The 25,762-nt window shown below is 67.4% G+C and carries 22 protein-coding genes, 1 tRNA gene, 1 rRNA gene and 1 pseudogene; 23 read left to right on the top strand and 2 right to left on the bottom strand.

Annotation, left to right across the window (positions count from 1 at the left end; translation table 11 throughout):
• From rrf to der, 18 genes are all read left to right on the top strand, one after another.
• Positions 1-86, top strand: a 5S ribosomal RNA gene (gene rrf, locus RCH12_RS17450); the annotation flags it as partial.
• 103 nt (positions 87-189) lie between these two features.
• Positions 190-2,379 (top strand): primosomal protein, encoded by a 2,190-nt coding sequence (locus RCH12_RS17445; RefSeq protein ID WP_327017723.1) that lies wholly within the window; start codon positions 190-192, stop codon positions 2,377-2,379.
• Positions 2,315-3,397, top strand: coding sequence for an HAD-IIA family hydrolase (locus tag RCH12_RS17440; RefSeq protein ID WP_134408837.1), 1,083 nt, complete (start codon positions 2,315-2,317; stop codon positions 3,395-3,397). The genes RCH12_RS17445 and RCH12_RS17440 overlap by 65 nt, the downstream gene beginning before the upstream one ends.
• Positions 3,398-3,407: 10 nt before the next feature.
• On the top strand, positions 3,408-3,674 hold the full coding sequence (locus RCH12_RS17435) for a hypothetical protein (protein ID WP_133163905.1): 267 nt from the start codon (positions 3,408-3,410) through the stop codon (positions 3,672-3,674).
• A complete protein-coding gene (locus RCH12_RS17430; RefSeq protein ID WP_327017722.1) occupies positions 3,671-4,618 on the top strand; it encodes a TlyA family RNA methyltransferase in 948 nt (315 codons plus the stop codon). Before RCH12_RS17435 ends, RCH12_RS17430 begins: the two co-directional genes overlap by 4 nt.
• Positions 4,619-4,623: 5 nt before the next feature.
• Positions 4,624-5,544, top strand: a complete 921-nt coding sequence (locus RCH12_RS17425) for an NAD kinase (protein WP_088455761.1) — start codon at positions 4,624-4,626, stop codon at positions 5,542-5,544.
• A gap of 9 nt (positions 5,545-5,553) precedes the next feature.
• Positions 5,554-7,275, top strand: a complete 1,722-nt coding sequence (gene recN / locus RCH12_RS17420) for a DNA repair protein RecN (RefSeq protein ID WP_327017721.1) — start codon at positions 5,554-5,556, stop codon at positions 7,273-7,275.
• Between the two features lie 50 nt (positions 7,276-7,325).
• Positions 7,326-8,981, top strand: a complete 1,656-nt coding sequence (locus RCH12_RS17415) for a CTP synthase (RefSeq protein ID WP_174776715.1) — start codon at positions 7,326-7,328, stop codon at positions 8,979-8,981.
• Positions 8,974-9,648, top strand: coding sequence for an NUDIX domain-containing protein (locus RCH12_RS17410; RefSeq protein WP_134496889.1), 675 nt, complete (start codon positions 8,974-8,976; stop codon positions 9,646-9,648). The genes RCH12_RS17415 and RCH12_RS17410 overlap by 8 nt, the downstream gene beginning before the upstream one ends.
• Complete coding sequence (gene xerD / locus RCH12_RS17405; protein ID WP_327017720.1) at positions 9,645-10,562, top strand: site-specific tyrosine recombinase XerD; 918 nt, start codon at positions 9,645-9,647, stop codon at positions 10,560-10,562. The genes RCH12_RS17410 and xerD overlap by 4 nt, the downstream gene beginning before the upstream one ends.
• 131 nt (positions 10,563-10,693) lie before the next feature.
• Positions 10,694-11,929 carry a low temperature requirement protein A gene (locus RCH12_RS17400; RefSeq protein WP_327017719.1) on the top strand — a complete coding sequence of 412 codons (1,236 nt, stop codon included), beginning with the start codon at positions 10,694-10,696 and terminating at the stop codon, positions 11,927-11,929.
• A gap of 108 nt (positions 11,930-12,037) precedes the next feature.
• Positions 12,038-12,925, top strand: a complete 888-nt coding sequence (locus tag RCH12_RS17395; protein ID WP_327017718.1) for a ParA family protein — start codon at positions 12,038-12,040, stop codon at positions 12,923-12,925.
• Positions 12,926-13,010: 85 nt separating this feature from the next.
• A complete protein-coding gene (locus RCH12_RS17390) occupies positions 13,011-13,814 on the top strand; it encodes a segregation and condensation protein A (protein WP_327017724.1) in 804 nt (267 codons plus the stop codon).
• A complete protein-coding gene (gene scpB, locus RCH12_RS17385; RefSeq protein WP_327017717.1) occupies positions 13,804-14,439 on the top strand; it encodes an SMC-Scp complex subunit ScpB in 636 nt (211 codons plus the stop codon). The genes RCH12_RS17390 and scpB overlap by 11 nt, the downstream gene beginning before the upstream one ends.
• Positions 14,436-15,254: a pseudouridine synthase gene (locus RCH12_RS17380; RefSeq protein ID WP_103432461.1), complete on the top strand. Its 819-nt coding sequence runs from the start codon at positions 14,436-14,438 to the stop codon at positions 15,252-15,254. The genes scpB and RCH12_RS17380 overlap by 4 nt, the downstream gene beginning before the upstream one ends.
• 61 nt (positions 15,255-15,315) lie before the next feature.
• Positions 15,316-16,398 carry a prephenate dehydrogenase gene (locus RCH12_RS17375; protein ID WP_327017716.1) on the top strand — a complete coding sequence of 361 codons (1,083 nt, stop codon included), beginning with the start codon at positions 15,316-15,318 and terminating at the stop codon, positions 16,396-16,398.
• Between the two features lie 4 nt (positions 16,399-16,402).
• A complete protein-coding gene (gene cmk / locus RCH12_RS17370; RefSeq protein ID WP_327017715.1) occupies positions 16,403-17,089 on the top strand; it encodes a (d)CMP kinase in 687 nt (228 codons plus the stop codon).
• Complete coding sequence (gene der, locus RCH12_RS17365; protein ID WP_088455769.1) at positions 17,082-18,602, top strand: ribosome biogenesis GTPase Der; 1,521 nt, start codon at positions 17,082-17,084, stop codon at positions 18,600-18,602. The genes cmk and der overlap by 8 nt, the downstream gene beginning before the upstream one ends.
• Before the next feature lie 562 nt (positions 18,603-19,164).
• Here the strand turns inward: der and RCH12_RS17360 are convergent.
• Positions 19,165-19,638, bottom strand: coding sequence for a hypothetical protein (locus tag RCH12_RS17360; protein ID WP_327017714.1), 474 nt, complete (start codon positions 19,636-19,638; stop codon positions 19,165-19,167).
• Positions 19,639-20,022: 384 nt separating this feature from the next.
• Here RCH12_RS17360 and RCH12_RS17355 point away from each other — a divergent pair.
• From RCH12_RS17355 to RCH12_RS17345, 3 genes are all read left to right on the top strand, one after another.
• Positions 20,023-20,099: transfer RNA gene (locus tag RCH12_RS17355), tRNA-Pro, on the top strand.
• 178 nt (positions 20,100-20,277) lie between these two features.
• Positions 20,278-20,532 (top strand): helix-turn-helix domain-containing protein, encoded by a 255-nt coding sequence (locus RCH12_RS17350; protein ID WP_327017713.1) that lies wholly within the window; start codon positions 20,278-20,280, stop codon positions 20,530-20,532.
• 6 nt (positions 20,533-20,538) lie between these two features.
• Positions 20,539-21,726 (top strand): tyrosine-type recombinase/integrase, encoded by a 1,188-nt coding sequence (locus tag RCH12_RS17345; protein ID WP_327017712.1) that lies wholly within the window; start codon positions 20,539-20,541, stop codon positions 21,724-21,726.
• Positions 21,727-22,638: 912 nt separating this feature from the next.
• Here the strand turns inward: RCH12_RS17345 and RCH12_RS17340 are convergent.
• A complete protein-coding gene (locus tag RCH12_RS17340) occupies positions 22,639-23,151 on the bottom strand; it encodes a hypothetical protein (protein WP_327017711.1) in 513 nt (170 codons plus the stop codon).
• Between the two features lie 396 nt (positions 23,152-23,547).
• On the opposite strand from RCH12_RS17340, the gene RCH12_RS17335 reads away from it, so the two are divergent.
• Positions 23,548-24,930, top strand: coding sequence for a hypothetical protein (locus RCH12_RS17335; protein WP_327017710.1), 1,383 nt, complete (start codon positions 23,548-23,550; stop codon positions 24,928-24,930).
• Between the two features lie 483 nt (positions 24,931-25,413).
• Positions 25,414-25,518 (top strand): annotated as a pseudogene (locus RCH12_RS18595) (ATP-binding protein); the annotation flags it as partial.
• Positions 25,519-25,762: the final 244 nt, after the last annotated feature.

Raw genomic sequence — 25,762 nt, 5'->3', positions numbered from 1 at the left:
GTCACATTCCGAACCCGGAAGCTAAGACTCTTTGCGCCGATGGTACTGCAGGGGGGACCCTGTGGGAGAGTAGGACACCGCCGGACTTAACTTAGTCAAAATGGCCACCCATTCGGGTGGCCATTTTGCCGTTAACGTACGCTGGAGAAGTAGTCCGGTACGTATAGCCACACCTACAGGAGATAAACAGTGACCCCCACGGAACGCAACGGGAACGACGCACGCGACAACGGGAGCGGCGATCGTCGCACCGGCGGCTACCAGGGTGGTCGCGGAGGGTCGGACCGACCCAACCAGGACGGCGCCCGCCCGCCGTACCGCGGCAACTCCGACCGCCCGCAGCGCGACGGAGACCGTCCGCCGTACCGTGGCAACACCGGCGGAAATGACCGTCCCCAGCGTGATGGCGATCGCCCTCCGTACCGTGGCAACTCCGACCGTCCGCAGGGCGGGGAGCGTGCACCGTACCGGGGTAACTCCGACCGTCCGCAGCGCGATGGCGACCGCCCGCCCTACCGCGGGAACAGCGATCGCCCGGCGTACCAGGGCAACTCGGACCGTCCCCAGCGCGATGGTGACCGTCCTCCCTACCGTGGCAACTCCGACCGTCCCGCGTACAAGGGCAACAGCGATCGTCCTTCCTACAACTCTGACCGTCCGCAGCGCGACGGCGACCGCCCTCCCTACCGCGGGAACAGCGACCGCCCGGCGTACCAGGGCAACTCCGACCGTCCGCAGCGCGACGGCGACCGTCCTCCGTACCGGGGCAACAGCGACCGTCCGGCATACAAGGGCAATTCCGACCGCCCGCAGCGCGATGGTGACCGTCCTCCCTACCGCGGCAACAGCGACCGCCCGGCATATAACTCGGACCGTCCGGCGTACAAGGGCAACTCGGACCGCCCGCAGCGCGATGGTGACCGTCCTCCCTACCGCGGCAACAGCGATCGTCCCGCGTACAACTCGGACCGTCCGGCATATAAGGGCAACTCCGACCGTCCGCAGCGTGATGGCGACCGTCCCGCGTACAAGGGCAACAGCGATCGTCCCGCGTACAAGGGCAACAGCGATCGTCCCGCGTACAAGGGCAACAGCGATCGTCCCGCGTACAAGGGCAACAGCGACCGTCCGCAGCGCGACGGTGACCGTCCCGCGTACAAGGGCAACAGCGACCGCCCCGCGTACAAGGGCAACTCCGACCGTCCGCAGCGTGACGGAGACCGTCCCGCGTACAAGGGCAACAGCGACCGCCCCGCGTACAAGGGCAACTCCGACCGTCCCCAGCGCGATACCGAGAACAAGCCGTGGCTGAAGGACAGTGCCCGCGGCGGCTCGCCGACCCGCGCCGGAGCTCCCCGCGACTCCGGCAAGAAACTGTGGACCCGCGAAGGCGCCCCCGCCCGCGGTGACCGCGACGCCCGCGTCGTCGAAGAGGAGATGACCGAAGAGCAGCGCATGCAGCGCGAGCTGCGTTCGGTGCGCCCGCGTCACGACGACCCCGAGCTGCCCGACGACATCACGTCCGAGGACCTCGACCGCATCGCCCGCAATGAGCTCAAGACCCTCACCAAGGACAACGCGGAAGCCGTGGGCCGTCACCTGGCCATGGCCGCCCGGGTCATCGAGGAAGACCCGGAGCTGGCGCACCGCCACGTCATGAGCGCCGCGCGTCGCGCCGGCCGCATCGCCGTGGTGCGCGAGAGCCTGGCCATCACGGCCTACGCCACCGGCGACTTCGCCCTGGCGTTGCGGGAACTCCGCACCTACCGCCGTATCTCGGGCTCCAACGCCCAGCTGCCGCTGATGGTGGACAGCGAACGCGGCGTAGGCCGCCCCGACCGCGCCCTGGAGCTGGGCCGTTCGGTGGACCGCTCCACCCTGCCCGCCGGCGTTCAGGTGGCCCTGGCCATCGCCATGTCCGGCGCCCGTCTCGACCTGGGGGAGACCGAGGCCGCGCTGAGCGAGCTCGAAATCGCCCAGCTCGACCCCAAGACCGCGTTCTCCTACAGCTCGGAGCTGTTCGCCGCCTACGCCGAGGTTCTCGAAGAACTCGGCCGCACCGACGAGGCCGACGTCTGGAACGAACGTGCCTCCCGCGCGGACGCCGCTCTGAACGGCGACGTCGACGAGACCATCGAGATCGTCGAACTCGACGAAGAATTCGATGAAGACGAGGACGAGGACGAGGACGCCGACCAGGATGAGGACGAGTCCGATCAGGACAACGCCGACACGCCCGACGAGCTCGAGACCGCCGACGACACCATCACCATCTCTGACACCGAAACTGACACCGAGGACGCTGCTTCATCCGATGACGAATCACACGACGACGCCAAGGGTGTGGACGAAGATCCTGAAACGACGCCCGTTGACTGAGCCGGCCACACCCCTGGCCGGCATCGACGTGGTCCTGGCCGACCTCGACGGTGTCGTCTACGCCGGCCCACACGCCATCCCGTACGCGATCGACGGCCTCAACAAGGCCGCTGAAAGCATCCGGGTGGGCTACATCACCAACAACGCATCACGCACGGATGCATCCGTGGCCGGCCACCTGACCGACCTCGGTCTCACCGTGGCGCCGTCCGACGTCGTCACCTCGCCCCAGGCAGCCATGCGGCTGCTCGTGGAGCAGGTGCCGGCCGGATCGCGGATCCTGGTGGTGGGCGGCGACGGTCTCGTCGACGAACTGCAGAAGCACGGCTTCGAGGTGACCCGGTCCGCCGAGGATTCCCCGGCCGCCGTGGTGCAGGGCTTCGCTCCTGACGTGGGCTGGACCCAGCTGGCCGAGGCCAGCTTTGCGCTGAACGCCGGCGTGACCCTGGACGGCGACTACCCGGGCATTCCGTGGATCGCGACGAATACCGACTGGACCATTCCGCAGGCCCGCGGCATCGCCCCGGGCAACGGCACCCTGGTCTCCGCGGTGCACACCGCGGTCGGGCGTCTGCCGCTCGTGGCCGGCAAGCCGGAGATCCCGATCTTCCTCGAGGCCATCAAACGCTTCGATGCCACCGCTCCGCTGTTCATCGGCGACCGGCTCGACACCGACATTCTCGGCGCCAACCGCGCTGGGATGCCGTCGGTGCTCGTGCTCACCGGCATCGACAAGGCCAAGCAGGCTCTGGCGGCCGGCCCCACGGAGCGTCCGACGTTCATCCTCGAGGACCTGCGCCAGCTGCACGAGCCCTACCCCGTGACGGTCTTCTCCAAGGACAAGTCCCAGGCCACGGTCGACGGCGCCAGCGTGCGCATCCACGGCGCCGACGTGGAGATCATGGCCGTCGGCGACGACGGAATCAACCTGTTGCGGGCCGCCTGCGCCGTGATCTGGGCGTCCGGCCGACCGATCTACGGCCTCAACGTTCCGGAGAGCCTCTATCTCGGACGGTAGCCTAGGAGGCGTGAGTGCAGACGGAGTAGATGCGGCCGGGCCGCCCAGTGCGCCGACCCCGGGTCGCCCGGGGCCGCGCCCGACACCGTCTGCACCAGCGCCCGCGCCTACCGACGACGCACCCGCCCCGCCCGTGCTGGACGGTGACCTCGAGGCCCGCATCACGGCCGCCGAGGCGCTGCCGCTCGAGGACCGGGCCGCGGCGTATCTCCAGCTGCACGACAGTCTGCGCGACCACCTCGAAGGTGGCGACGTGCCCCGATCGAAGGCCGAATGACCACCTCCAGCACGCCAGAGCCAGACCCCGAGATGGGGACCCAGCACGAGGACGCGCCGGAGCCGAGACGGTCGGCGCCACAGCCCACCAGCGTGCCGATCAGCACGCCACCGGCGCCCGCCGCTGAACCCACGGTTTCACCCACGGGGGAGCAGCGCCTGGATTCGGCGCTGTTCGAACGGGGCTTGGTGCGATCGCGCACCGTCGCCGCCCGGCTCATCACCGAGGGCCTGGTCACCGTGGACGGCAGCCCTGTCGTCAAGGCATCCGCCAAGGTGCGCGAGAGCCAGGTCATCGCCGTGGCCCCCACCGACCACTACGTGAGCCGCGGAGCGCACAAGCTCGTTGCCGCGCTCGACGCGTTCGACCTGCCGGTCACCGGCCGCACCGCGATGGATGCCGGTGCCTCCACCGGCGGCTTCAGCCAGGTGCTGCTCGAACGCGACATCGCCCGGATCATCGCCGTCGACGTGGGCCACGGCCAGCTGTCGCCGACCATCAAGGCCGACCAGCGGGTGACGCTCGTCGAGGGCTTCAACCTGCGCTACGCCACCGCGGAGTCCATCGCGGGAGCCTCCGGCATCACCGAGCAACCCGACCTCGTCGTCGGCGACCTCTCGTTCATCTCCCTCACCACGGTGCTGCCGGCCCTGGTCGCCACCGCAACCGAGGGTGCCGACTTCGTGCTGCTGATCAAACCCCAATTCGAGGTCGGTCGCGGCGGCATCCGGGAAGGTGTCGTGCACAACGCCGGACTTCGCGCCGACGCCGTCGCCGGTGTGCTCTGGGCCGCCTGGGACCTGGGGCTCGGCGTGAACGGCCTGATCGCGTCGCCGATCGCCGGGGCCGCAGGCAACCACGAGTATCTCGTGTGGCTCAGACGTGGAACCGGAACTAATCCGACAGAATGGATCGATCGGATAACCATCCTGGTGGGAGCGTGACGCGCATGACCGCAACGCCACGACACATCCTCGTCGTCGCCCACACTGGCCGTCAGGACTCCCTCGAAGCCGCGGCCACCGTCTGCGAACAGCTGATCGCCGCCGGCGCCGTACCGGTGCTGGCCGCCGAGGAACGCGCCGACCTGCTGGCGTCCTGCCCGCAACTGAACGGCAGCACCGCCGTGCTCGGCGAGACCGTGCAGGCCACCGACCTGGAACTCGTGATCGTGCTCGGCGGCGACGGCACCATCCTGCGCGCCGCCGAGATCGTGCGCGGCTGCTCCGCGCCGCTGCTGGGCATCAACCTGGGCCACGTGGGATTCCTGGCCGAAAGCGAACGCGACGACCTTGGCGAGGCCGTGCGTCGCGCCCTGCTGCGCGACTACCTCGTGGAGGAGCGCATGACGCTCTCGGTGCGGGTGAAGGTGGACCACGAGGTGGTCTACGAAACCTGGGCGCTCAACGAGGCCACCGTCGAAAAGGCCAGCAGGCAGCGGATGATCGAGGTCATCATCGAGGTCGACGGCCGCCCGCTGTCCGCCTTCGGCTGCGACGGCGTGGTGCTGTCCACCCCCACCGGGTCGACCGCCTACTCGTTCTCCGCCGGGGGACCCATCGTCTGGCCGAGCCTGGACGCCCTGCTGCTCGTGCCGTTGAGCGCCCATGCCCTGTTCGCCCGCCCCCTCGTCGTCGGACCGGACTCCTCCCTCGCCGTGGAAATCCTCGCCCGCGGCGACAGCACCGCGGTGCTCTGCGCCGATGGCCGTCGCGTGCATGATCTGCCGCCCGGCGCCCGGGTGGTCGTGCGACGCTCACCGGTTCCGGTACGTCTCGCCCGGCTGCACAGCGGCCCGTTCACCGACCGGCTGGTGAACAAGTTCAACCTGCCCATCACGGGCTGGCGGGGCCCGGTCGGACGTGAGTGAGGTGACCGCATGATCGAAGAACTCGTCATCCGCGACCTCGGCGTGATCAAGGAAGCCACCCTGCCGCTCGGCCCCGGCTTCACCGCCATCACCGGCGAGACCGGCGCGGGCAAGACCATGGTCGTCACCGCGCTCGGCCTGCTGCTGGGCGAGCGCGCCGACCCGGGCACCGTGCGCGCCGGCCAACCGCAGAGCTGGGTGGAGGGCCGCTGGCTGATCGCCCCCGACGGGCCCGTCGCCCAGCGGGTGCGGGACGCCGGGGGAGACCTCGACGGCCCCGAGCTGCTGCTCAGCCGTTCGGTGTCGGCCGAAGGCCGCAGCCGCGCCGTCGTCGGCGGCCGCAGCGCCCCCGCCGGGGTGCTCGGCGACCTCGGCGGTGACCTCGTCGTCGTGCACGGCCAGTCCGACCAGGTGCGCCTGCGGTCCACCTCCGCGCAGCGCGGGGCGCTGGACCGGTTCGCCGGCCCCGAACTCACCGAGGCCCTCACGGCCTTCCAGCACGTCTACCACCGCTGGCACGCCAACCAAGCCGAACTCGACCTGCTCATCGCCGAGCAGGACCGCCGGGCCCGAGAAGCCGAAGACCTGCGCTTGCGGATCGCCGAGATCGAGCTCGCCGCCCCGCAGCGCGGCGAAGACGACGAACTCGCCGGCCGCGCCGAACGGCTCGGTAACCTCGAAGAACTCCGGCTGGCCGCCGCCTCGTCTCGCGAACTGCTCTCGGCCGAGGAATCCACCGACGACACGCCCGATGTCGTCGCCCTGCTCGAATCCGCCCGCCGCCAGCTGGACCGGGCCGCCGCACACGACCCGGTGCTGCCGCCGCTGGCCGAGGCCCTCGCCAACGCCGGCTTCATCGTCGCCGACATCGCCGCACAACTCTCCAGCTACCTCGCCGGCCTGGACGCCGACGGCGCCAGGGAACTCGAGGTGGTGCAGGAGCGCCGCGCCGAGCTGAGCGTGCTCTCGCGCAAGTTCGTCGGCGGCCTCGACGAGGCCATCGACTTTCTCGACACCGGCAGCAGCCGCCTGCTCGAGCTCGACAGTGACTCCGACCGGATCGACGCCCTGCGCGCCGACACGACCGCCGACCGCGACCTCGTGCAGCGGCTCGCCGAGGCGCTCACCGGCATCCGCACCACCGCGGCCGCCGCGCTCGGCGCCGCCGTCACCACCGAACTGGCCGCGCTAGCCATGCCGGACGCCCGCCTGGTGGTGGAGATCGACCGGCTGGACGAGGTCTCGGTGACCGGCCACGACCTGGTGCGCATCATGTTGCAGCCCCACGCGGGCGCCGAGCCGCGGGCACTGGCGCGTGGCGCATCCGGGGGCGAGCTGTCGCGGGTGATGCTGGCCATCGAGGTCGTCATCAACGCCACCGACCCTGTGCCCACCTTCGTCTTCGACGAGGTCGACGCCGGAGTGGGCGGCGCGGCCGCGATCGAGATCGGCCGGCGACTCGCCCGACTCGCTGAAACCGCCCAGGTGATCGTGGTCACCCACCTCGCCCAGGTGGCGGCGTTCGCCGGCAACCACCTCAGCGTCGTCAAGGACAGCCACGGCTCGGTCACCGCGAGCAGCGTACGCCAGCTCACCGGCGACGACAGGGCCGCCGAGATGGCCCGGCTGCTCTCCGGACTGCCCGACTCCGCCAGCGGCCTCGAGCACGCTCGCGAGCTCATTGAACTTGCCCACCCAACTCGCTCCAACGGAGAGGCCCCAGCTAGGTGATAGGATCGAAGCCCGTGGTGAACATTACAAACGCGGACAATTCAGACGGCATTACGAAGCACATTTTTGTGACCGGTGGTGTCGTTTCTTCATTGGGTAAAGGCCTGACGGCGGCAAGCCTCGGCAACCTCCTGACTGCTCGCGGCGTACGCGTCGTCATGCAGAAGCTGGACCCCTACCTCAACGTCGACCCTGGCACGATGAACCCGTTCCAGCACGGTGAAGTCTTCGTCACCGACGACGGCTCGGAGACCGACCTCGACATCGGCCACTACGAGCGCTTCCTCGACATCAACCTCACCCAGGCGGCGAACGTCACCACCGGTCAGGTCTACTCACAGGTCATCGCCCGCGAACGCCGCGGCGAGTACCTCGGCGACACCGTCCAGGTCATCCCGCACATCACCGACGAGATCAAGCGACGGATGCGCCTGCAGGCCAGCGACGAGCCGCGCCCCGACGTCATCATCACCGAGGTCGGCGGCACCGTCGGCGACATCGAGTCGCAGCCCTTCATCGAGGCCGCCCGCCAGGTGCGCCACGAGCTGGGCCGCAAGAACGTCTTCTTCGTGCACGTGTCGCTGGTGCCGTTCATGGCCGCCTCCGGTGAGCAGAAGACCAAGCCCACCCAGCACTCCGTCGCAGCGCTCCGCTCCCTCGGTATCCAGCCGGATGCCCTGGTGCTGCGCAGCGACCGCCCCGTCTCCGAATCCAACAAGCGCAAGATCGCGCTGATGTGCGACGTCGAAGAAGACGCCGTCGTCAACTGCGTCGACGTGCCCAGCATCTACGAGATCCCCGCCGTGCTGCACGAGCAGGGCCTGGACAAGTACATCACCGACGCCCTGAGCCTGCCGGTCAAGGACGTGGATTGGACCGCCTGGCAGCGCGTGCTCGACGCCGTGCGCGAGCCCAAGCACGAGGTCACCATCGGCCTGGTCGGCAAGTACATCGACCTGCCCGACGCGTACCTCTCGGTGACCGAGGCGCTGCGCGCCGGCGGTTTCGCCCAGCAGACCAAGGTCAAGCTCGAGTGGATCGCTTCGGACACCTGCGAGACGCCCGAAGGCGCCGCGGCGATGCTCGCCGAGCTCGACGGCATCTGCGTGCCCGGCGGCTTCGGCGTGCGCGGCATCGAGGGCAAGCTCGGCGCCCTCAAGTTCGCCCGCGAGAACGCCATCCCCGTGCTCGGCCTGTGCCTGGGCCTGCAGTGCATGGTCATCGAATACGCCCGCAACAAGGCCGGCCTCGACGGCGCCTCGTCGAGCGAGTTCGAGCCCGAGACCGAGTTCCCCGTGATCGCGACAATGGAAGAGCAGGTCGAGATCATCGCCGGCGGCGACCTGGGCGGCACCATGCGCCTCGGCCTGTACCCGGCCAACCTCGCCGACGGGTCCATCGTTGCCGAGCTCTACGGCGCCCCGGTCGCGTCCGAGCGTCACCGTCACCGCTACGAGGTGAACAACAACTACCGCGCCCAGATCGCCGAGGCCGGCCTGTGGTTCTCCGGCACCTCGCCCGACGGCCACCTCGTCGAGTACGTGGAGCTGCCCCGCGCCGAGCACCCGTTCTACGTGGGCACCCAGGCCCACCCCGAACTGCGCTCACGCCCCAGCCACGCGCACCCGCTGTTCGTCGGCCTGATCGGTGCGGCCCTGGACCGCCAGCAGGCCAGCCGCCTGTTCGAGGTCAAGGAAGATGCCTGAGACCCTCGCCGCCCGCGCCGAAGCCGACGCGTTGCTGCCCCGTATCGAGGATGAGCCGGCACCGACCGCGCTGACCTCCAGTGCGGTGCGGTTCGACGGTCACGTGTGGAACATCCGCCAGGACGCGTTCGACTACAACGGCGCCGAGATCGTGCGTGAGTACGTCGACCACCCCGGTGCGGTCGCGATTCTCGCCCTCGACGACCAGGACCGGGTGCTGCTGATCCAGCAGTACCGGCACCCGGTGCGGATGCGGGAGTGGGAGCTGCCCGCCGGGCTGCTCGACGTCGACGGCGAACACGCTCTTCTCGGCGCCCAGCGCGAGCTGGCCGAAGAGACCGACGTCGTCGCATCCGAGTGGAATGTGCTCACCGAGTTCTACACGTCCCCGGGCGGCAGCAACGAAGTGATCCGCATCTACCTGGCCCGCGGCCTGTCGCCGGCCACCGAGGCCTTCGACCGCACCGACGAGGAAGCCGACATGGTCACCCGCTGGGTGTCCCTGGACGACGCCGTTGACGCCGCGCTGGCCCGCCGGGTGCAGAACCCGTCGCTTGTTGTCGGTGTGCTGGCTGCCGCCGCCTCCCGCTCCCGCGGCTGGGCGTCGTTGGCGCCGGCCGACCTGCCCTGGCCGCGGCATCCGAACAACTGGGACCACACGGTGTGACCGGCCCCGCGCTCATCGAGCCGGCCGTGCACTCGTTCTTGCGGCATGTCTCGATTGAACGCGGGCTGAGCGCCAACACCGTCGCCGCCTACCGGCGCGACCTGGTGATCTACGCCGGCTGGCTCACGGATACCGAGATCACCGATCTGCGCGCCGTGACCGGGCCGCAGGTGAGCGCGTTCGTGCAGCACCTGGGCAGTCGCACCGAATCGCCGCTGACCGCGGCCTCCGTCGCGCGGATCCTGAGCACCGTGCGCGGCTTCCACCGGTTCCTGCTCGTGGAATCCCTGGTGGACGTGGACGTGGCCCACGAGACCAAACCGCCCAAACTCGGCCTGCGGCTGCCCAAGGCCATCTCGATCGAGCAGGTGAACGCGCTGCTGGCCGCGACCGACGGGGAGGAACTGCAGCAGCTGCGCGACAAGGCGCTGCTCGAACTGCTCTACGCCACCGGGGCGCGGGTGTCCGAGGTGGTCAACCTCAACGTGGACGACATGCTCGAGGAAGACGTGGTGCGGCTCACCGGCAAGGGCAACAAACAGCGCATCGTGCCCGTCGGCAGCTTCGCCCGGGCCGCCGTGGACGCGTACCTGGTGCGGGCCCGACCGGTGCTGTCGGGGCGGGGTAAGGCCACCCCGGCGCTGTTCCTCGGCGTGCGGGGGCATCGGGTGAGCCGGCAGAACGCCTGGTTGATCATCCGCGCGGCCGCCGAACGCGCCCAGCTGGGCATCGAGGTGTCGCCGCACACGCTGCGGCACTCGTTCGCCACCCACCTGCTATCCGGCGGCGCCGACGTGCGGGTGGTGCAGGAGCTGCTCGGCCACTCGTCGGTGGCCACCACCCAGATCTACACCCTCGTCACCATCGACACCCTCCGCGACGTGTACACCACGGCGCACCCCCGCGCCCGCTGACCCGCGCCGCCCGCCGGCCATCCGGCCGTAACTGTGCCCGTTCCGGACCAATGGTCCCGGCACGCCGGGACCATTTTGTCCGCACGGGCAACAGTTGCGGATGGGCGGGGCGCATCAGTGACAATGGGGGAGTGACCCGCACCTCGACACCACCGCCCGCACCGACGCCGGCCGGCCGCTTCGGCATCCGCCGCAATCTGCTGCGGCCCGAGGACTCCAGCAGCTCCGACCGGGTCACCTACGTCGAGCTGTTCTTCGACCTGATCTTCGTCTTCGCGCTCACCCAGCTCTCCCGCTACCTCTACGAGAACCAGTCCTGGGAGGGCGCCCTCGAGTCGGCAATGCTGGTGCTCGCGCTCTGGTGGGTGTGGGTGTACACGACCTGGGTGACCAACTGGCTCGACCCGGCCAAGCTGCCCGTGCGCGGCGTGGTGCTGGGCCTGTCGCTGGTGGGCTTCGTGGTGAGCGTCTCGATCTACGAGTCGTTCGGCGACCGAGGCATCGTGTTCGCGCTGGCCTACTCGGTGCTCCAACTGGGCCGCACGGCCTTCATGGTGCTCGCGGTGGCGCGGCACGATGCCGAGCTGCGCCGCACCTTCGTTCGGATCCTGATCTGGCTGGCCCTCTCGAGCGTGTTCTGGATCGTCGGGGCGTTGCTGCCGTTGCAGTACCGGCTGCCGCTCTGGCTGATCGCCCTGGCCATCGAGTACCTCTCCGCCGGCGTCGGCTTCCGGGTGCCGGGACTCGGCGCGTCCGGCATCGACCAGTGGAACCTCTCCGGCCCGCACATCGCCGAGCGCAGCGCCCTGTTCGTGATCATCGCCCTGGGCGAATCGCTGCTGGTCACCGGATTCGCGTTCGTCGCGAAGGAATCCTCGGCGGCGAGCATCCTGGGCATGCTGCTCGCGTTCGGCGCGACCGTGGCCATGTGGTGGCTGTACTTCGACCACAGCGAACGCGCCGGCGCCAAGGCCATCGCCGCCGCCGCCGAGCCCGGCCGCATCGCCCGGCTCGCGTACACCTACGTGCACGCCGTGATCATCGCCGGCATCGTGCTCACCTCGGTGGCCGACAAAGAAGTGCTCACCCATCCGCACACGGAGATGACCCTGTCCACCGCGGTGGTCCTGGTGGGCGGGCCGGCGCTCTACGTGCTGGGGATGCTGCTGTTCCGGCTCGTCGTGGCTCGGGAGCTGCTCCTGTCGTACCTGGTGGGCCTCGGGGCGCTGCTGGCGGCGTTCGGCGCCGCCTTCGCGCTGACCCCGCTGCAGCTGGGCTCGGTGACCACCGGGGTGCTCGTGCTCGTGGCCGGCTGGGAGACCGTGGTGCGGGTGCGCCGCGGCACCGACGACAAGAAGGCCGGCTGACCCGGCCGGCGAGGCAGCTGGCGGCACACCGGGGAATCTGGCCGGGCTGGGCCTCTCGGCTCGGTAGAATCAACCAAGTGAACTGCATGACGGATCGAGGACAGCCCAGTGGCGCGTAGAACGGATAGCCGGACGCAGCTTCCCGGACTCGAGGAACCACCCACCGGTGCAACCGGTCGCCCGCTGCAGGTGTTCGATGAGCCCGCCGCGCTGAAGAGCCACGGCCCGGCGCGCATCGTCTCGCTGTGCAACCAGAAGGGCGGCGTCGGCAAGACGACGACCACCATCAACCTGGGAGCGGCACTGGCCGGTTACGGCCGCCGGGTGCTCGCCATCGACTTCGACCCGCAAGGCGCCCTGTCGGCCGGTCTCGGCGTGCCCACGCACGACGTCACCACCATCTACGACCTGCTCTTGAGCGGCTCCAAGGACCCCAAGGAAGCCATCCAGCAGACCTCCGTCGTGGGTCTGGACATCATCCCGGCCAACATCGACCTCTCCGCCGCGGAGGTGCACCTCGTCAACGAGGTCGCCCGCGAGCAGATCCTCGCCCGGGTGCTGCGCAAAGTCTCCAACGACTACGACGTGATCCTCATCGACTGCCAGCCGTCGCTGGGCATCCTCACCGTCAACGCCCTCACCGCCAGCCACGGCGTGCTGATCCCGCTGGAGTGCGAGTTCTTCGCCCTGCGCGGGGTGGCGTTGCTCATCGAAACCATCGACAAGGTGCGCGACCGGCTCAACCCGGCCATCGAACTCGACGGCATTCTGGCCACCATGTACGACTCCCGCACCCTGCACTCGCGCGAGGTACTCGAACGGGTCGTCGACGCGTTCGGCGACCGGGTGCTCGACACCGTTATCGGCCGTACGGTCAAATTCCCGGATGCCAGTGTCGCGGGGGTGCCGATCACCGAGTTCGCTCCGGAACACGCCGCCGCCAAGGCCTACAAGCAGGCGGCGCGGGAACTGATCCAGCGTGGCGCGGTCGCCTAAGCGCACCTCGGCCGCTCCGGCCCGCGTCGCGGCGACCACCGCCACGACCAACACCCGCACGGCCGGCACCGGCACGCTCGAGTCCATCGGCGACGCCGGCACACCCGCGCCCGGCTTTTCCGTGGCGCTGCAGAACTTCGAGGGACCGTTCGACCTGCTGCTCTCGTTGATCGGCAAGCACGAACTCGACATCACCGAGATCTCGCTGAGCCGGGTCACCGACGAGTTCATCTCCTACCTGCGCGGGCTCGACGCCGCCGAGGAGCTCGACCAGGCCACCGAGTTCCTCGTGGTGGCCGCCACCCTGCTCGACCTCAAACTGGTCGGTCTGCTGCCGCAGGGTGAGCTGGTGGATGCCGAGGACGTGGCTCTGCTCGAGGCCCGCGACCTGCTCTTCGCCCGGCTGTTGCAGTACCGGGCGTTCAAGACCGCGTCGGAGTGGTTCCTCGAACGCCTCGAGCTCGAGGCCACCCGCCATGTGCGCTCGGTGCGGCTCGAGGAGAAGTACCGCACGACCACGCCGGAGCTGGTCTGGACGTTGTCGCTGGGCGACTTCGGCGCTCTGGCTGCGTTGGCGCTCACGCCGCGGGAGCTGCCGACCGTGGGGCTGGAGCACCTGCACGCGCCGCTGGTCAGCATCCGGGAGCAGGCGGCGATCGTGGTGGCGATGCTGCGGGCCAACCGAAGCCTGACGTTTCGGGAGCTGATCGTGGACTGCGCCGAGAAGGGCCTCGTGATCGCCCGTTTTCTGGCCGTGCTGGAGCTGTACCGGCACGGAGCCCTCACCTTCGACCAGCTCGAACCGCTGGGCGAGCTCAGTTTGCACTGGGATGCCGAGGGCTGGTCGGATGACAATCTTGCGAACCTTGGAGGCGATTATGAGTCTTGATACCAGTGTGACGACCCTTGACGAGGTCTCGACAGGCTCGACCGACGGGAATCGCTCGAACGGCGGCGGGGGAGCGGTGGCCATTGAGCGGCGGCTCGAGGCGATTTTGATGGTGGCGGATGAGCCGCAGAGCCTGGTGCACCTGGCCACCGCGGTCGCGCATCCGCTCGTGGACGTACGCGCAGCCATTCTGCGGCTGGTCGCCGACTTCGACGGGGTCGACGGCACCGTGCGGCGTGGCTTCGAACTGCGCGAGGTGGCCGGCGGCTGGCGCATCTACGTGCGCGCGGAGCACGACCCGGTGGTGGCCGATTTTGTGCTCACCCAGAACCCCAGCCGGCTCTCCCAGGCAGCCCTGGAGACCCTCGCGGTGATCGCTTACAAGCAACCGATTAGCCGTGGCGCGGTAGCCTCGATTCGGGCCGTTAACGTCGACTCGGTCGTGCGCACCCTCCTGGGCCGCGGATTGATCACCGAGGCCTTCACCGATAGCGAGACCGGCGCGATCAATTACGCCACCACCGACCTGCTGCTCACCCAGCTGGGAATCAACTCGCTCGACGAGTTGCCACTAATTTCGCCGTTGCTCGCCGACGGTGCGAACGGATTCGAGGATTTACCATGACCGACCACAACGACGGCTACACCGACACCAGCAGCACCAACCCGGACTTCGCCACCAACCCCGAGGCCGCCGCCGACGGCATCCGCCTGCAGAAGGTGCTTTCCGCCGCGGGCGTCGCCTCCCGCCGGGTCAGCGAAGAGATGATCAGCTCCGGCCGGGTGCGGGTCAACGGCAAGGTCGTCACCGAGCTCGGCCGCCGCGTGCACCCCGAGACCGACAAGATCGCCGTGGACAACGTCGCCGTGCAGCTGGACACCAGCCGCCGCTACGTGATGCTGAACAAGCCTGTCGGCGTGGTCTCCTCCATGCAGGACGAGAGCGGCCGGCCGGACCTGCGCCAGTTCACGCAAGGGTACGAGGAACGCCTCTTCAACGTGGGCCGCCTCGACGCCGCCACCAGCGGACTGCTGATCCTCACCAACGACGGTGACCTCGCCCACGTGCTCGCGCACCCCTCCTTCGGCGTCGCCAAGACCTACATCGCCAAGGTCGAGGGCCGCGTCTCGGCGCAGACCATCGGCAAGCTGCAGACCGGCATCGAGCTGGAGGACGGCCCCATCGCCGCCGACAAGGCCCGCATCCTGACCAGCCCTCCCGGTGACGGCTTCACCCTGGTGGAGCTGACCCTGCACTCCGGCCGCAACCGCATCGTGCGCCGGATGATGGACGCCGTCGGCCACCCCGTCGTAGACCTGGTGCGCCGCCAGTTCGGCCCGCTGCAGCTGGGCACCCTCCGCTCCGGCGCCGTGCGCGACCTCACTAAGGTGGAACTCGGTCAGCTGCTCACGGTGTCCCGCGCCGAAGTGCAGAAGTAGCCGGCAGAGTAACCCGCAGCATCCGTTTCACCCTGTCACCCGCGCAAGTTTGGAGCCGAACGTGGTCGAGTCTCGCCTGATCGGGCCGGTGCGTGTCGTCGGCGCAGGTCTCCTGGGAACCAGCATCGGCCTGGGCCTGAGCGCCCGGGGCATCGACGTGATCCTCGCCGACGCGTCGCCGACCAACCTGTCGTTGGCCATCGACTACGGCGCCGGCCGCGCCGCCACGCCCGCCGACGCGCCCCAACTGATCGTGGTGTGCGTGCCGCCGGACGTGACCGCCGATATCGTCGCCCGCGAACTCGAGGCGTTCCCCGACGCGATCGTGACGGATGTGGCCAGCGTCAAGCTGGCCCCGCTGACCGAGCTGCGTGCCCGCGGCGCCGACACGTCCCGCTACATCGGTTCGCACCCGCTCGCCGGCCGGGAACGCGGCGGACCGCTCGCCGGCCGCGCCGACCTGTTCATCGGAAGGCCCTGGGTGGTCGCCGCGCACGACGACATCAGCTACCAGCGCGCCACCGCAATCGACGACCTGATCCTTGACCTCGGCGCCACCCTTGTGGAGATGAGCCCGGAAGAGCACGACAAGGGCGTCGCCCTGGTCTCGCACGTGCCCCAGGTGGTGGCCACCCTGATGGCCCGGCGCCTCACCGACGCGCCCGCCTCCGCGCTGAACCTCGCCGGGCAGGGCCTGCGCGACGTCACCCGCGTCGCCGCGAGCGACCCGGAACTGTGGGTGCAGATCCTCGGCGCCAACCCGGCGCCGGTACGCGAGATCCTGCTGGCGCTGCGCGACGACCTGGACCGGTTCATCGGCGCCCTCGCCGACCCATCCGCCCCCGGCGCCCGCCGTCAGGTGGCCGAGGAGATCGCCGGCGGCAATACCGGCGTGGCCCGGCTGCCCGGCAAGCACGGCCAGGACCGCCGTTACGCCAGCCTCACCGTGATGGTCGACGACACCCCCGGCCAGCTCGCCCGCCTGTTCAACGAAATCGGCGAGGCGGGCGTCAACCTCGAGGACCTGCGCCTCGAACACTCCCCGGGAGCCCAGATCGGGCTCGCCGAGATCAGCATCCTCCCCGAGGCGGTCAGCCGCCTCACCACTGAGCTGGCCGCACGCGGCTGGCGGATTGTCGGTTAGACATTTGAGTAAGCACTCCTACCCCCTGTTCGTCGCGATCGACGGGCCTGCCGGCAGCGGCAAGTCCAGCGTCAGCCGTGCCGTGGCCCGTCGTCTCGGCTACGGCTACCTCGACACCGGCGCCGCCTACCGGGCGCTGGCCTGGTTCGTCATCGACCAGGAGGTTGACCCGCAGAACTCCGCCGCGGTCAGCGCACTGCTGCCCCGCTTCGACTACACGATCGGCACCGAACCGGATGCCTACTTCGTGCGGGTGGGGGAGACCGACGTCACCGACGCCATCCGTGAACCGCAGATCTCGGCCGCGGTCAGCGCAATCGCCCGGGTCCCCGCGGTGCGCAGCCACCTGACCGAGCTGTTCCGCAGCATCGCCCGGGCGGTTCCGCAGCCCGGCGTGGTGGTCGAGGGCCGCGACATCACCACCGTCGTCGCACCCGAGGCCCAGGTCCGCATTCTACTCACAGCAACCGAAGAGGCTAGAATGGCTAGGCGCTCTGCGGAAATATCAACCCAATCGGCCCACACCGTGGCGGAACAGCTGCGATCGAGGGATCGCGCCGACTCCCAGGTAGTGGAATTCATGAGCGCCGCAGACGGTGTGACCACCGTCGACTCCACCCATCTCGACTTCGACCAGACCATTGACGCGGTTGTAGAGGTCATCAATACCGCGAGGAACTCGCATGACTAATCAATTCGACGACACGACGATCCCCGAACTCGACCCGGAAATCGCATCGCGCCTGACCGACCTCGACGAGGACGACGCCCTGATCACTCAGCGCGCCACCGCGCTGCGCACCGGCCTGAACGAATACGACCTTGACGACGAGGACTTCGACGTTCTCGACTCGGTCTCCGATGACCCCGACGCGATCCAGTACCTGCCGGCCCTGCCGGTTATCGCGATCGTCGGCCGCCCCAACGTGGGCAAGTCCGCGCTCGTGAACCGTATCCTCGGCCGCCGCGAGGCCGTCGTGGAGGACACCCCCGGCGTGACCCGCGACCGGGTCACCTACAAGGGCGAATGGCACGAACGCCGCTTCAGCCTCGTCGACACCGGCGGCTGGGAGCCCGACGCCAAGGGCATCGACGCGTCCGTGGCCATGCAGGCCGAACTGGCGATCGAGCTGTGCGACGTCGTCATGTTCGTCGTGGACTCCAACGTGGGCCCGACCTCCACCGACGAGGCCGTCGTCAAGCTGCTGCGTCGCAGCGGCAAGCCGGTCTTCCTCATCGCCAACAAGGTCGACGACATCCGTCAGGAGCCCGAAGCGGCCAGCCTGTGGGCGCTCGGCCTCGGCCAGCCCTGGCCGGTCTCCGCGCTGCACGGCCGCGGCGTCGCCGACCTGCTCGACGCGATCCTCGAGAAGCTCCCCGAGATCTCCAACGTCGCCAAGCAGGAAGTTGGCGGCCCGCGCCGCGTCGCCATCCTGGGACGCCCGAACGTGGGCAAGTCCAGCCTGCTGAACAAGGTCGTCGGCGAAGAGCGTGTTGTCGTCAACGCGCTGGCCGGCACCACCCGCGACCCGGTCGACGAGCAGGTTGAGCTCGGCGGCAAGGTCTGGCGCTTCGTCGACACCGCCGGCATCCGTCGTCGCGTGCACCTCTCCCAGGGCGCCGACTTCTACGCGTCCCTGCGCACCAGCGCGGCCCTGGAAAAGGCCGAAGTGGCCGTGGTGCTCATCGACGTCACCGAGGTCATCAGCGAGCAGGACGTGCGCGTCATCGACCTGGTTCTCGAGTCCGGCCGTGCGCTTGTGCTCGCGTTCAACAAGTGGGACCAGATCGACGACGACCGTCGCCGCTACCTGGAGCGTGAGATCGAGCAGGACCTGGCCCACGTGGCCTGGGCCCCGCGCGTGAACATCTCGGCCAAGACCGGCCGTCACATGGAGAAGCTGGTTCCGGCCCTCGAGCTCGCGCTCGAGTCGTGGGACACCCGCGTTGCCACCGGCAAGTTCAACGCCTTCCTCGCCGAGCTGGCCGCGGAGCACCCGCACCCGGTGCGCAGCGGCAAGCAGCCGCGCATCCTGTTCGGGACCCAGGCCTCCAGCCGCCCGCCGACCTTCGTGATCTTCACCACCGGGTTCCTGGACCCGGGTTACCGCCGGTTCATCCAGCGTCGTCTGCGTGAGGTCTACGGTTTCGCCGGCAGCCCGATCAACATCAGCATGCGGGTGCGCGAGAAGCGCAAGCGCTAACCCGACCGCCGGCTCACCGGCAGGTTCGATCAGGCCGTGTGCCGCCATCTTCGGATGCCGGCACGCGGCTTTTTCGTGCCCGCCCGGACCGGCCGGAGCGCCGCAAGGTTTGCGCAAGGTCTGCTCCACTGCCGCGCCGGAGCAGCGCAACCGGACTGCCCCGATCCCAGTGCTGGCGGGGATCTGCCTGATGAACCCGGAAGAACGGGTTGAAGCTGTGCCAGCAGAGGGCCTTCACTCCCGGCCGAAACTGGCATATGTTCATCCTGTTGGCAGAGTCCACCCGGCTCCACCAGCACCACAAGTTCACACCCAGCACCCGCACCACCCGATTGGCCCGCTTCCTAGAGCGGCACGGGCGCACCACGTGGCCCTTCCGGCATTTTCCGTGTCTCACGCATTCCGCAATACCCGGTCCGGCCGAGAGAACCCGAAACTCTCGACCGGCCGGGTGTCTTCGGATGCCCGCCGGCGACCGTCTCACCGAGCAGACAGAGAAATGCCCGGGGCGGTGAGGGCACCGCCCCGGGCATTCGTACCTCTGCGCCTGCTCGCGGGGGAGTTAGCGAGCGATCTTGGGCTCGTCGGTGGGCTCGTCGCCCGTGGCGCTGTCGGCGGTGGGCGCCTCAACGGTCGGCGCAGCAGCAGCAGCCGGCGTCGTTACGGCAGTCTTCTCGTCACTGTCGGAGGCGGAGTCGAAGTCGGTCTCGTCGAAGTCGAAGTCCGGCTCGTCATCGATGACCGCGGGCGCCACGACGGCGTTCTTGGCGATCGACCGGGACACGACCATGGCCGCGAGGGTGACGATGAAGCCCAGGATGCCGGTGCCGATCAGGGTGGCACCGAGACCGCTGCCGGACTGGGCGGAGAAGTACGCCACGTAGTCCGAGGACTGCGAGGTGTAGAACTCGGCCTGGGTGGCGTTGGAGGAGGTCAGGATCAGGTACCCCGCGGCGGTCACGACCACGTCGACCAGCCACAGCAGTGCCAAGACGAGGTTGAACTTGGACAGGGGACGTGAGCTGTTCTGGGACATAACTTCCTTCGTTGTTTGAGCGGCCGGTGACGACCTCGCGTCACGCTACGCACCGTTCCTATGGAGAACCTATGTGTGAGCAGGGAATCGTCGCCGCGCCCGCTGATCGAGCCCATGTGTTGATCGAGCCTGTCGAGATCCCGCACCCTCTCCACGCGCGGACCGAGCCCCACGCGCAGGTCGAGCGAACCCGTTGATCGAGCCTGTCGAAATTCGGCGCCCTGTCTCCGGTAGACAGTACGTCGCTCTGCAACATTGTCAACCGCATTTCCGAGCACCCCGCGCCCAGATACACCCCAAAAGTGAACGCGAGCACTCCGCCGACGCGGTAAGCTATTCGAGTTGCCTCCGGTGGATGCCCTAACGGGAATCTGGCGGGCACGGCGGGCTGTAGCGCAGCTTGGTAGCGCACCTGACTGGGGGTCAGGGGGTCGCAGGTTCAAATCCTGTCAGCCCGACCAAATGTCCCGGAAACTCAAGGGTTTCCGGGACTTTTTTGGTTAAGAGATTTGATGTTCCCATCACTACCCCATCACTTTCAGCCCATTTCCGCCGCTTTGCCCGCCCTGTCGTGCGAGGCGCTGAGGTCGGTTTCGGTTCCTCCCGATCGTCCGGGATTCCCCGGCACACCTTCTGGGTATGAGCATTCACAACGAGAACCCAACGTCTTCTCCCACCGACGACTGGGGCTTGGAGCCCCTGATGGACGTTGCCGAGCTGGCCGCCTATCTGGGCATCCCGATCTCCACGGTCTACGACTGGCGGGTGCACGGCAAAGGCCCCACCGCGTACCGGTTCGGCAAGCACCTCAAGTTCGCGGTCTCCGATGTGCGGGCGTGGATCGCCCAGCAGCGGGAACCCACCAGCGAGCTCAGGCGCACCGACCGGCGGTGAGCTGAGATGCCCCGGCAACGGTTGACCATCGGCACCTTCGGCGACATCAGCACCCGCCAGATGCCGAACGGACGCTACGAGGCGCGAACCCGCTACCGCGACTGGGATGGCCACGCGCGCCTGGTGCAAGGCACCGGCGCCACCGCGAAGGCCGCCGAACGGGCGCTGAAGGCCAAGATCGCCGACCGGGACCTATTCCAGCCCGCCGACACGTCACTCACCCCGGACAGCCTGTTTAGCGATCTGGTGACCTACTGGTTGGAGGACATCGACCTGGAGGACCGGATCTCCCGCACCACCCGCAACCTCTACGAGCGCAACATGCGCACCCTCGTCTCACCCGCCTTCGACCACCTGGCCCTGCGGGAGATCGGGGTGGCCCGGTGCGACAAGTTCATCAAGCAGCTCGCGAAGATCTCCTACAATCGCGCCAAGCAAGCTCGAGTGGTGCTGCGACTCGCCCTGGAGTTGGCGGTGCGTCACGAAGTCTTGCCGCGCAACCCAATGGACCACGTCTCCCGCCTGCGCCGCGAGCCGCACGTCCCCGCCGCGCTCATGGCCCCGGAGGTGAACGTGATCCGCGCGGCGATCGCGCAGTGGGAGAGCGCCGTCGACCACACGTCCGGTCCCAAGCCTGACGGCCAGCTCGGCGCGATGATCGAGGTGATGCTCGGTACCTCGGCCCGGATCGGTGAGGTTCTGGCCATCCGTCGCCGGGACGTCGACATCACCAGCCCCGTCCCGTCGATCCGCCTGGCCGGCACCATCGTCAGCCGTAAGGGGGAGCAGACCTTCCGGCAGGACCACCCCAAAACAGCCAAGTCCACTCGCGTTGTCGCCATCCCCACCTTCACCGCCGGCGCGGTCCGCCGGCGGCTCGCCAAGGTCGGGAGCATGGGCCTGGATGAGCTGCTGTTCCAATCCCGGGACGGCACCCCGCTGACGACCGCGAACGTGCGCCGGCAACTGCGGCAGGTGCTCGAGGGCGCCGGCATCAAAGGGGTGACACCGCACATGTTCCGCCGCACGGTAGCGACCGCGGTCAATACCAACGCCAGCATCGAACTCGCCGCAGAGCTGCTCGGCCACACCGACACCAGGGTCACGATCATGCATTACATCCAACGCAGCGAACTGGTGAACCCGGCCACCGCCGCGCTCCTCGATCGGGCGTTCGCGAAGGATGAAGACTGAACATCGTCTTATCATGGTGGTGGCGTTTCGTGTTTCTTGGGTTTTGACGCGGCCCATTATCGAACTAGCAGCCGAATGCGGACTTGCTTTCCTTGCCTGGCGCGTCGCCCTATGGGGTAGAGGTGTTCCGGCCATGCAGGAGCACGATTCCGGGGACACGGAAGCAATCAATGTGGGTGTGCTGCTCTGCTGTGAGGTGACAACACATGGGGTGTTGTCGTTTCACGTTTGGAGTGCTGGTACATGGCGGATTATCGGAAGATCCTGGTGCTGTTGCTGGATGGCGCAGCTTTCGGACGTGGTGGAGATCGCGGGGTGCTCGCACGGTGCCTTGGCCCGGGTAAGCCAGGCGACGCCGATCTTGCCGGGTGGTTCCCGGGCGGCCGCCGGAAGGTGTTTGAGGAGTATGTCCGGCCCGAGGGCGCTCGCGCAGACGATGCGTAGCGGTCTCGGTATGCCGCCACAGTGCAGGCGTGCTGTCTCCAACTGGGCGTCAACGTTTGATGTGGGCGGGGACCGAGTTCCCGAATACGCCTAGCTCCACCCAAGCAACGCTTCGTCGAGGACGGCGCTCGCTCGCGCTTTGATCAGGTCGCTGCGCGCTTCGTGGGCCTGGCGCGTCTCCGGATCATCTCCGGATCCACTATTCCGAGTACTTTCGGGAGGAGCCCCCACGATCAGTCATGGTGTCCTGCGCAAGCGACTTGCGTCGGGCGCGACTGCGATCCGGGAGCAGAGGACGGCCGCCACGACTTTGGTGTCCTCGAACCCCCGTGCTGCAACGCCGGGAGCGAGCAGGCGTTCGAGGTCAAGATGGTGGGCTTCGGCTCGCCGGAGTTTCGCCGTCAGGACCCGAACGCAGACGACTTGATGGCCTCTTCGGCCTGACCGGGCGAGAGGGGCCGGGGCCCTTCAGCGGCGCGAGGTGTTTCGTTTCTGAGCCCGCCCATTGGGGGAAGACGCACGAATCGGCTTGGGAGTGGGAACCTTCAATCCCTCTCTCAGGTCGTTTGCTTCCGCGATATTCTCTCGGAGTTGCTTCACCGTCAGCTTCGCCTTCTTCAGCTTTGCCGCTTTGCGTCTAATGTAATCTGCATCGGGATATAGAGGCCGAAGGCTGAATGAATGCAGATCGTCGATTTGGCCTTCAGCGTCTACAAGCTCCTGCTCCCACATATCTATGTTCCGCTTGAGTTCCTCTGCTCGACTGGAATCCGTGAATTGGCCACGTGCGCCAGACTTGGGATTCTTGTGCCAGAGGAAGGTCGCGATGAATGCGGCCAGCGTTCCACCGAGGACTATGCCGATGAGGAGTACTACCCAGTCTCGAGGCGTCAGGGTAGCGGTGGCTAGGAAGAAAATGATCCCAAGCACAAGCGCCGACACAGTAGCGATGCCTGTGAACCATGTCCATTTTGCGTTCATTTCGCAACTGTATTGGGTATGACCCATCTGGGACAGATGTACAGGTCCCCTATTCGTGCGAGACGTAATCAGCTCTACTTTCGATCCTCTTGACTGTCTGCTGTCCGTCGTTGGCATGGGACACTCTTCGACGTACCTGTGGCGCTGGCAACTGTTTCCGGGGCCTGCGCCGAGCGCACCAGCCCCGATGATTGCGTCGCGGTTTCGATATGTCGCGACGTAGCCCCAGGTCTCCTGATGCGCCTCCTTGCTCCAGCGCGTGCGCGGATAGTTCGGCACCGACTTTCCGCAGAACACCCAAAGTGACGGCAGTGATGTGTCCTGCCCGCTGCTGCCGCGCGCTCGGTGTCCTTGCTCACCGCTAGTCTTGCGATGTCGGATACAGAGGGGGAAACCATGGCGCTGACGACTTCTCTGGCTGGGCGCGTGCGGAATACGAGTCTGCCGAAGAGCCATGCACTTCTTCCGCTTCTGGAAGCGGTCGTCAACGGTATCCAGGCCCTCGATGCACGTTTCGGTGACGGTGTAGAACGCGGTCGGCTGACCGTCAAGGTCTTGCGCAGTGCGCAGGGTGAGCTTGACCTCGGCCCGGCCAGCCCCGGTCGCGCGGCGCTGAATCCGATCGTCGGATTCAAAGTCGAGGACAACGGGGTGGGGTTCACTCCGGCGAACATGGCCTCTTTTGAGACGTTGGACAGCGACTACAAGGCAGGGATCGGTTGCCGTGGTGTCGGACGCCTGCTCTGGCTAAAGGCGTTCGACCGAGTTACGGTACGCAGCGCCTACCGGAATGCCGAGGGCGATCTTTGCGGTAGAGAATTTAGATTCTCCGTTGAGCGAGAGGTTGAGCACATCGAAGTGCCAAACGACTTTGTTGACGTCGGCACGGTAGTCCAGTTGGACGGATTCAGAGATGCGTTTCAGCGTAGCGCGCCGAAAACCATTGATGCCATTGCTCGTGAAGTCTTCGAACACTGCATCTGGTACTTTCTCCGGCCAGGTGGCGCGCCAGAGGTGAGGATCGTCGATGACGACGATGCGATCTCGCTAAAGGAGTTGATGGACGATTTCGTCTTCACCGAGATGCCGACAACCACCATCGTCGTCAAAGGCGAAACCTTCGACATGGTCAATCTCTGCCTCAAATCGTCCACTCGCAACCCTGCACCTCGCCTGTACTGGTGTGCGGCGAGCCGCGTAGTGGTTGAGGAAAACCTGACAGGCAAGGTTCCAGGACTTTTTGGTCGTCTTAGAGACGAGGCTTCCGCCGAATTCACCTACGTCTGTTACGTGTCCGCCACCTACCTTGACGAGCATGTTCGAGCGGACCGCACCGCTTTCGACATTAGCGAGCGCATCGCGGGCGCGGCGCTGATTGACGATATTTCGTTAGATGATATCCGCGCCGGAGTCCTAGGCGAGGTGGAGAGAATTCTCAAAGGCCCACTCGGCGCGGCACGCGAGGAGGGCAAAGCGCGGGTCAACCATTTTGTGAGTAACCGTGCGCCGAGATACCGCCCAGTCCTTTCACGGCTCCAGGCACTCGGTGTCACCGTAGACCCCTCCATAAAGGATCAGGACCTCGAACTCCTCTTGCACCGCAACTTGCAGAAGCTCGAGGCTAATGCCATCGCGGAGGGCCACGCAGTCTTCGCCGAGACCGGCTTCGCATCGCCCGCCGAATACGCAGAGCGGCTCTCACGATATCTCGACACCGTCAGCGACATCAACCAGTCCGATCTCGCGGCATACGTGTCGAGGCGGCGGGCTATCCTGTAGCAGTCGAGTTCAACATCGCTCTGAGGAAACCATGAAGAAGAGAACCTATGCATAGGGCTTAGGGGATCGTAGGGACATGAAATCGGGAGTTCGCTCTCCGTCTTGGGCGAGTTCGCAGTCCACTGGCGTGCAGCGGAGAAGCGTCTGCTTTCCACGCCAGCGAGCGGGACAGCCATCAGGATCGAGGCGAGCACGTCGGCTGTGGGCTCAACATCAAAGCTTCGGTCTAGCGGACGGTGGACTACGACCCCTTCAATTGTGGCGGTGATGGTTTGCGACGGTCCCCGCCAACGTGAATGAACGCTCCAGCGACGACGTGCGTCGTACCGACGGCTCGCCGTAGTGAATATTCGCTTCTTTGGGCACCACCTGTGGTGCGGTTGAGCCCCACTCTTCAGATGCGTGATTCGTATCGTTTAGCACCACTACCGGCGTCGTCGAGCACCACCTGAAAGCTCCTTCCACCGTGTGTTCCGGTGACAGCAGGAGGACTGGCGCCAACGCCTCCGCTCCGGGGCCCACGCCGACGCCATCATGGCCCGTATCGTCCACAACACCACCTGGGTTGAGACAGGCACCTTCAGCATGGGGAACAGACCGATCGGTCGACCGCGTAATTCTGACTATGGCAGCGTTATTCGGACCCACCTGGGCAATCTAAGCGGGACCCACTTCGGCTGTTGCGGGGTGTCTGGGGCGGTTGCGTCCCCTTGAGTGGTGTAGTTCCGGGGTTTCGCTCGTTGGATTAACAACGTAGGAAACCACCGTGCGATGGTCAGTGAGAACCGTTCAAAGTTCCTCACAGAAAGACACATCACACGATGGCTCTAGA

Source organism: Cryobacterium sp. MP_3.1 (genome assembly GCF_035984795.1).
Lineage (GTDB): Bacteria > Actinomycetota > Actinomycetes > Actinomycetales > Microbacteriaceae > Cryobacterium > Cryobacterium zongtaii.
Note: the sequence above shows the minus strand (reverse complement) of the source record. Positions and strands in the feature narration are given on the sequence as shown.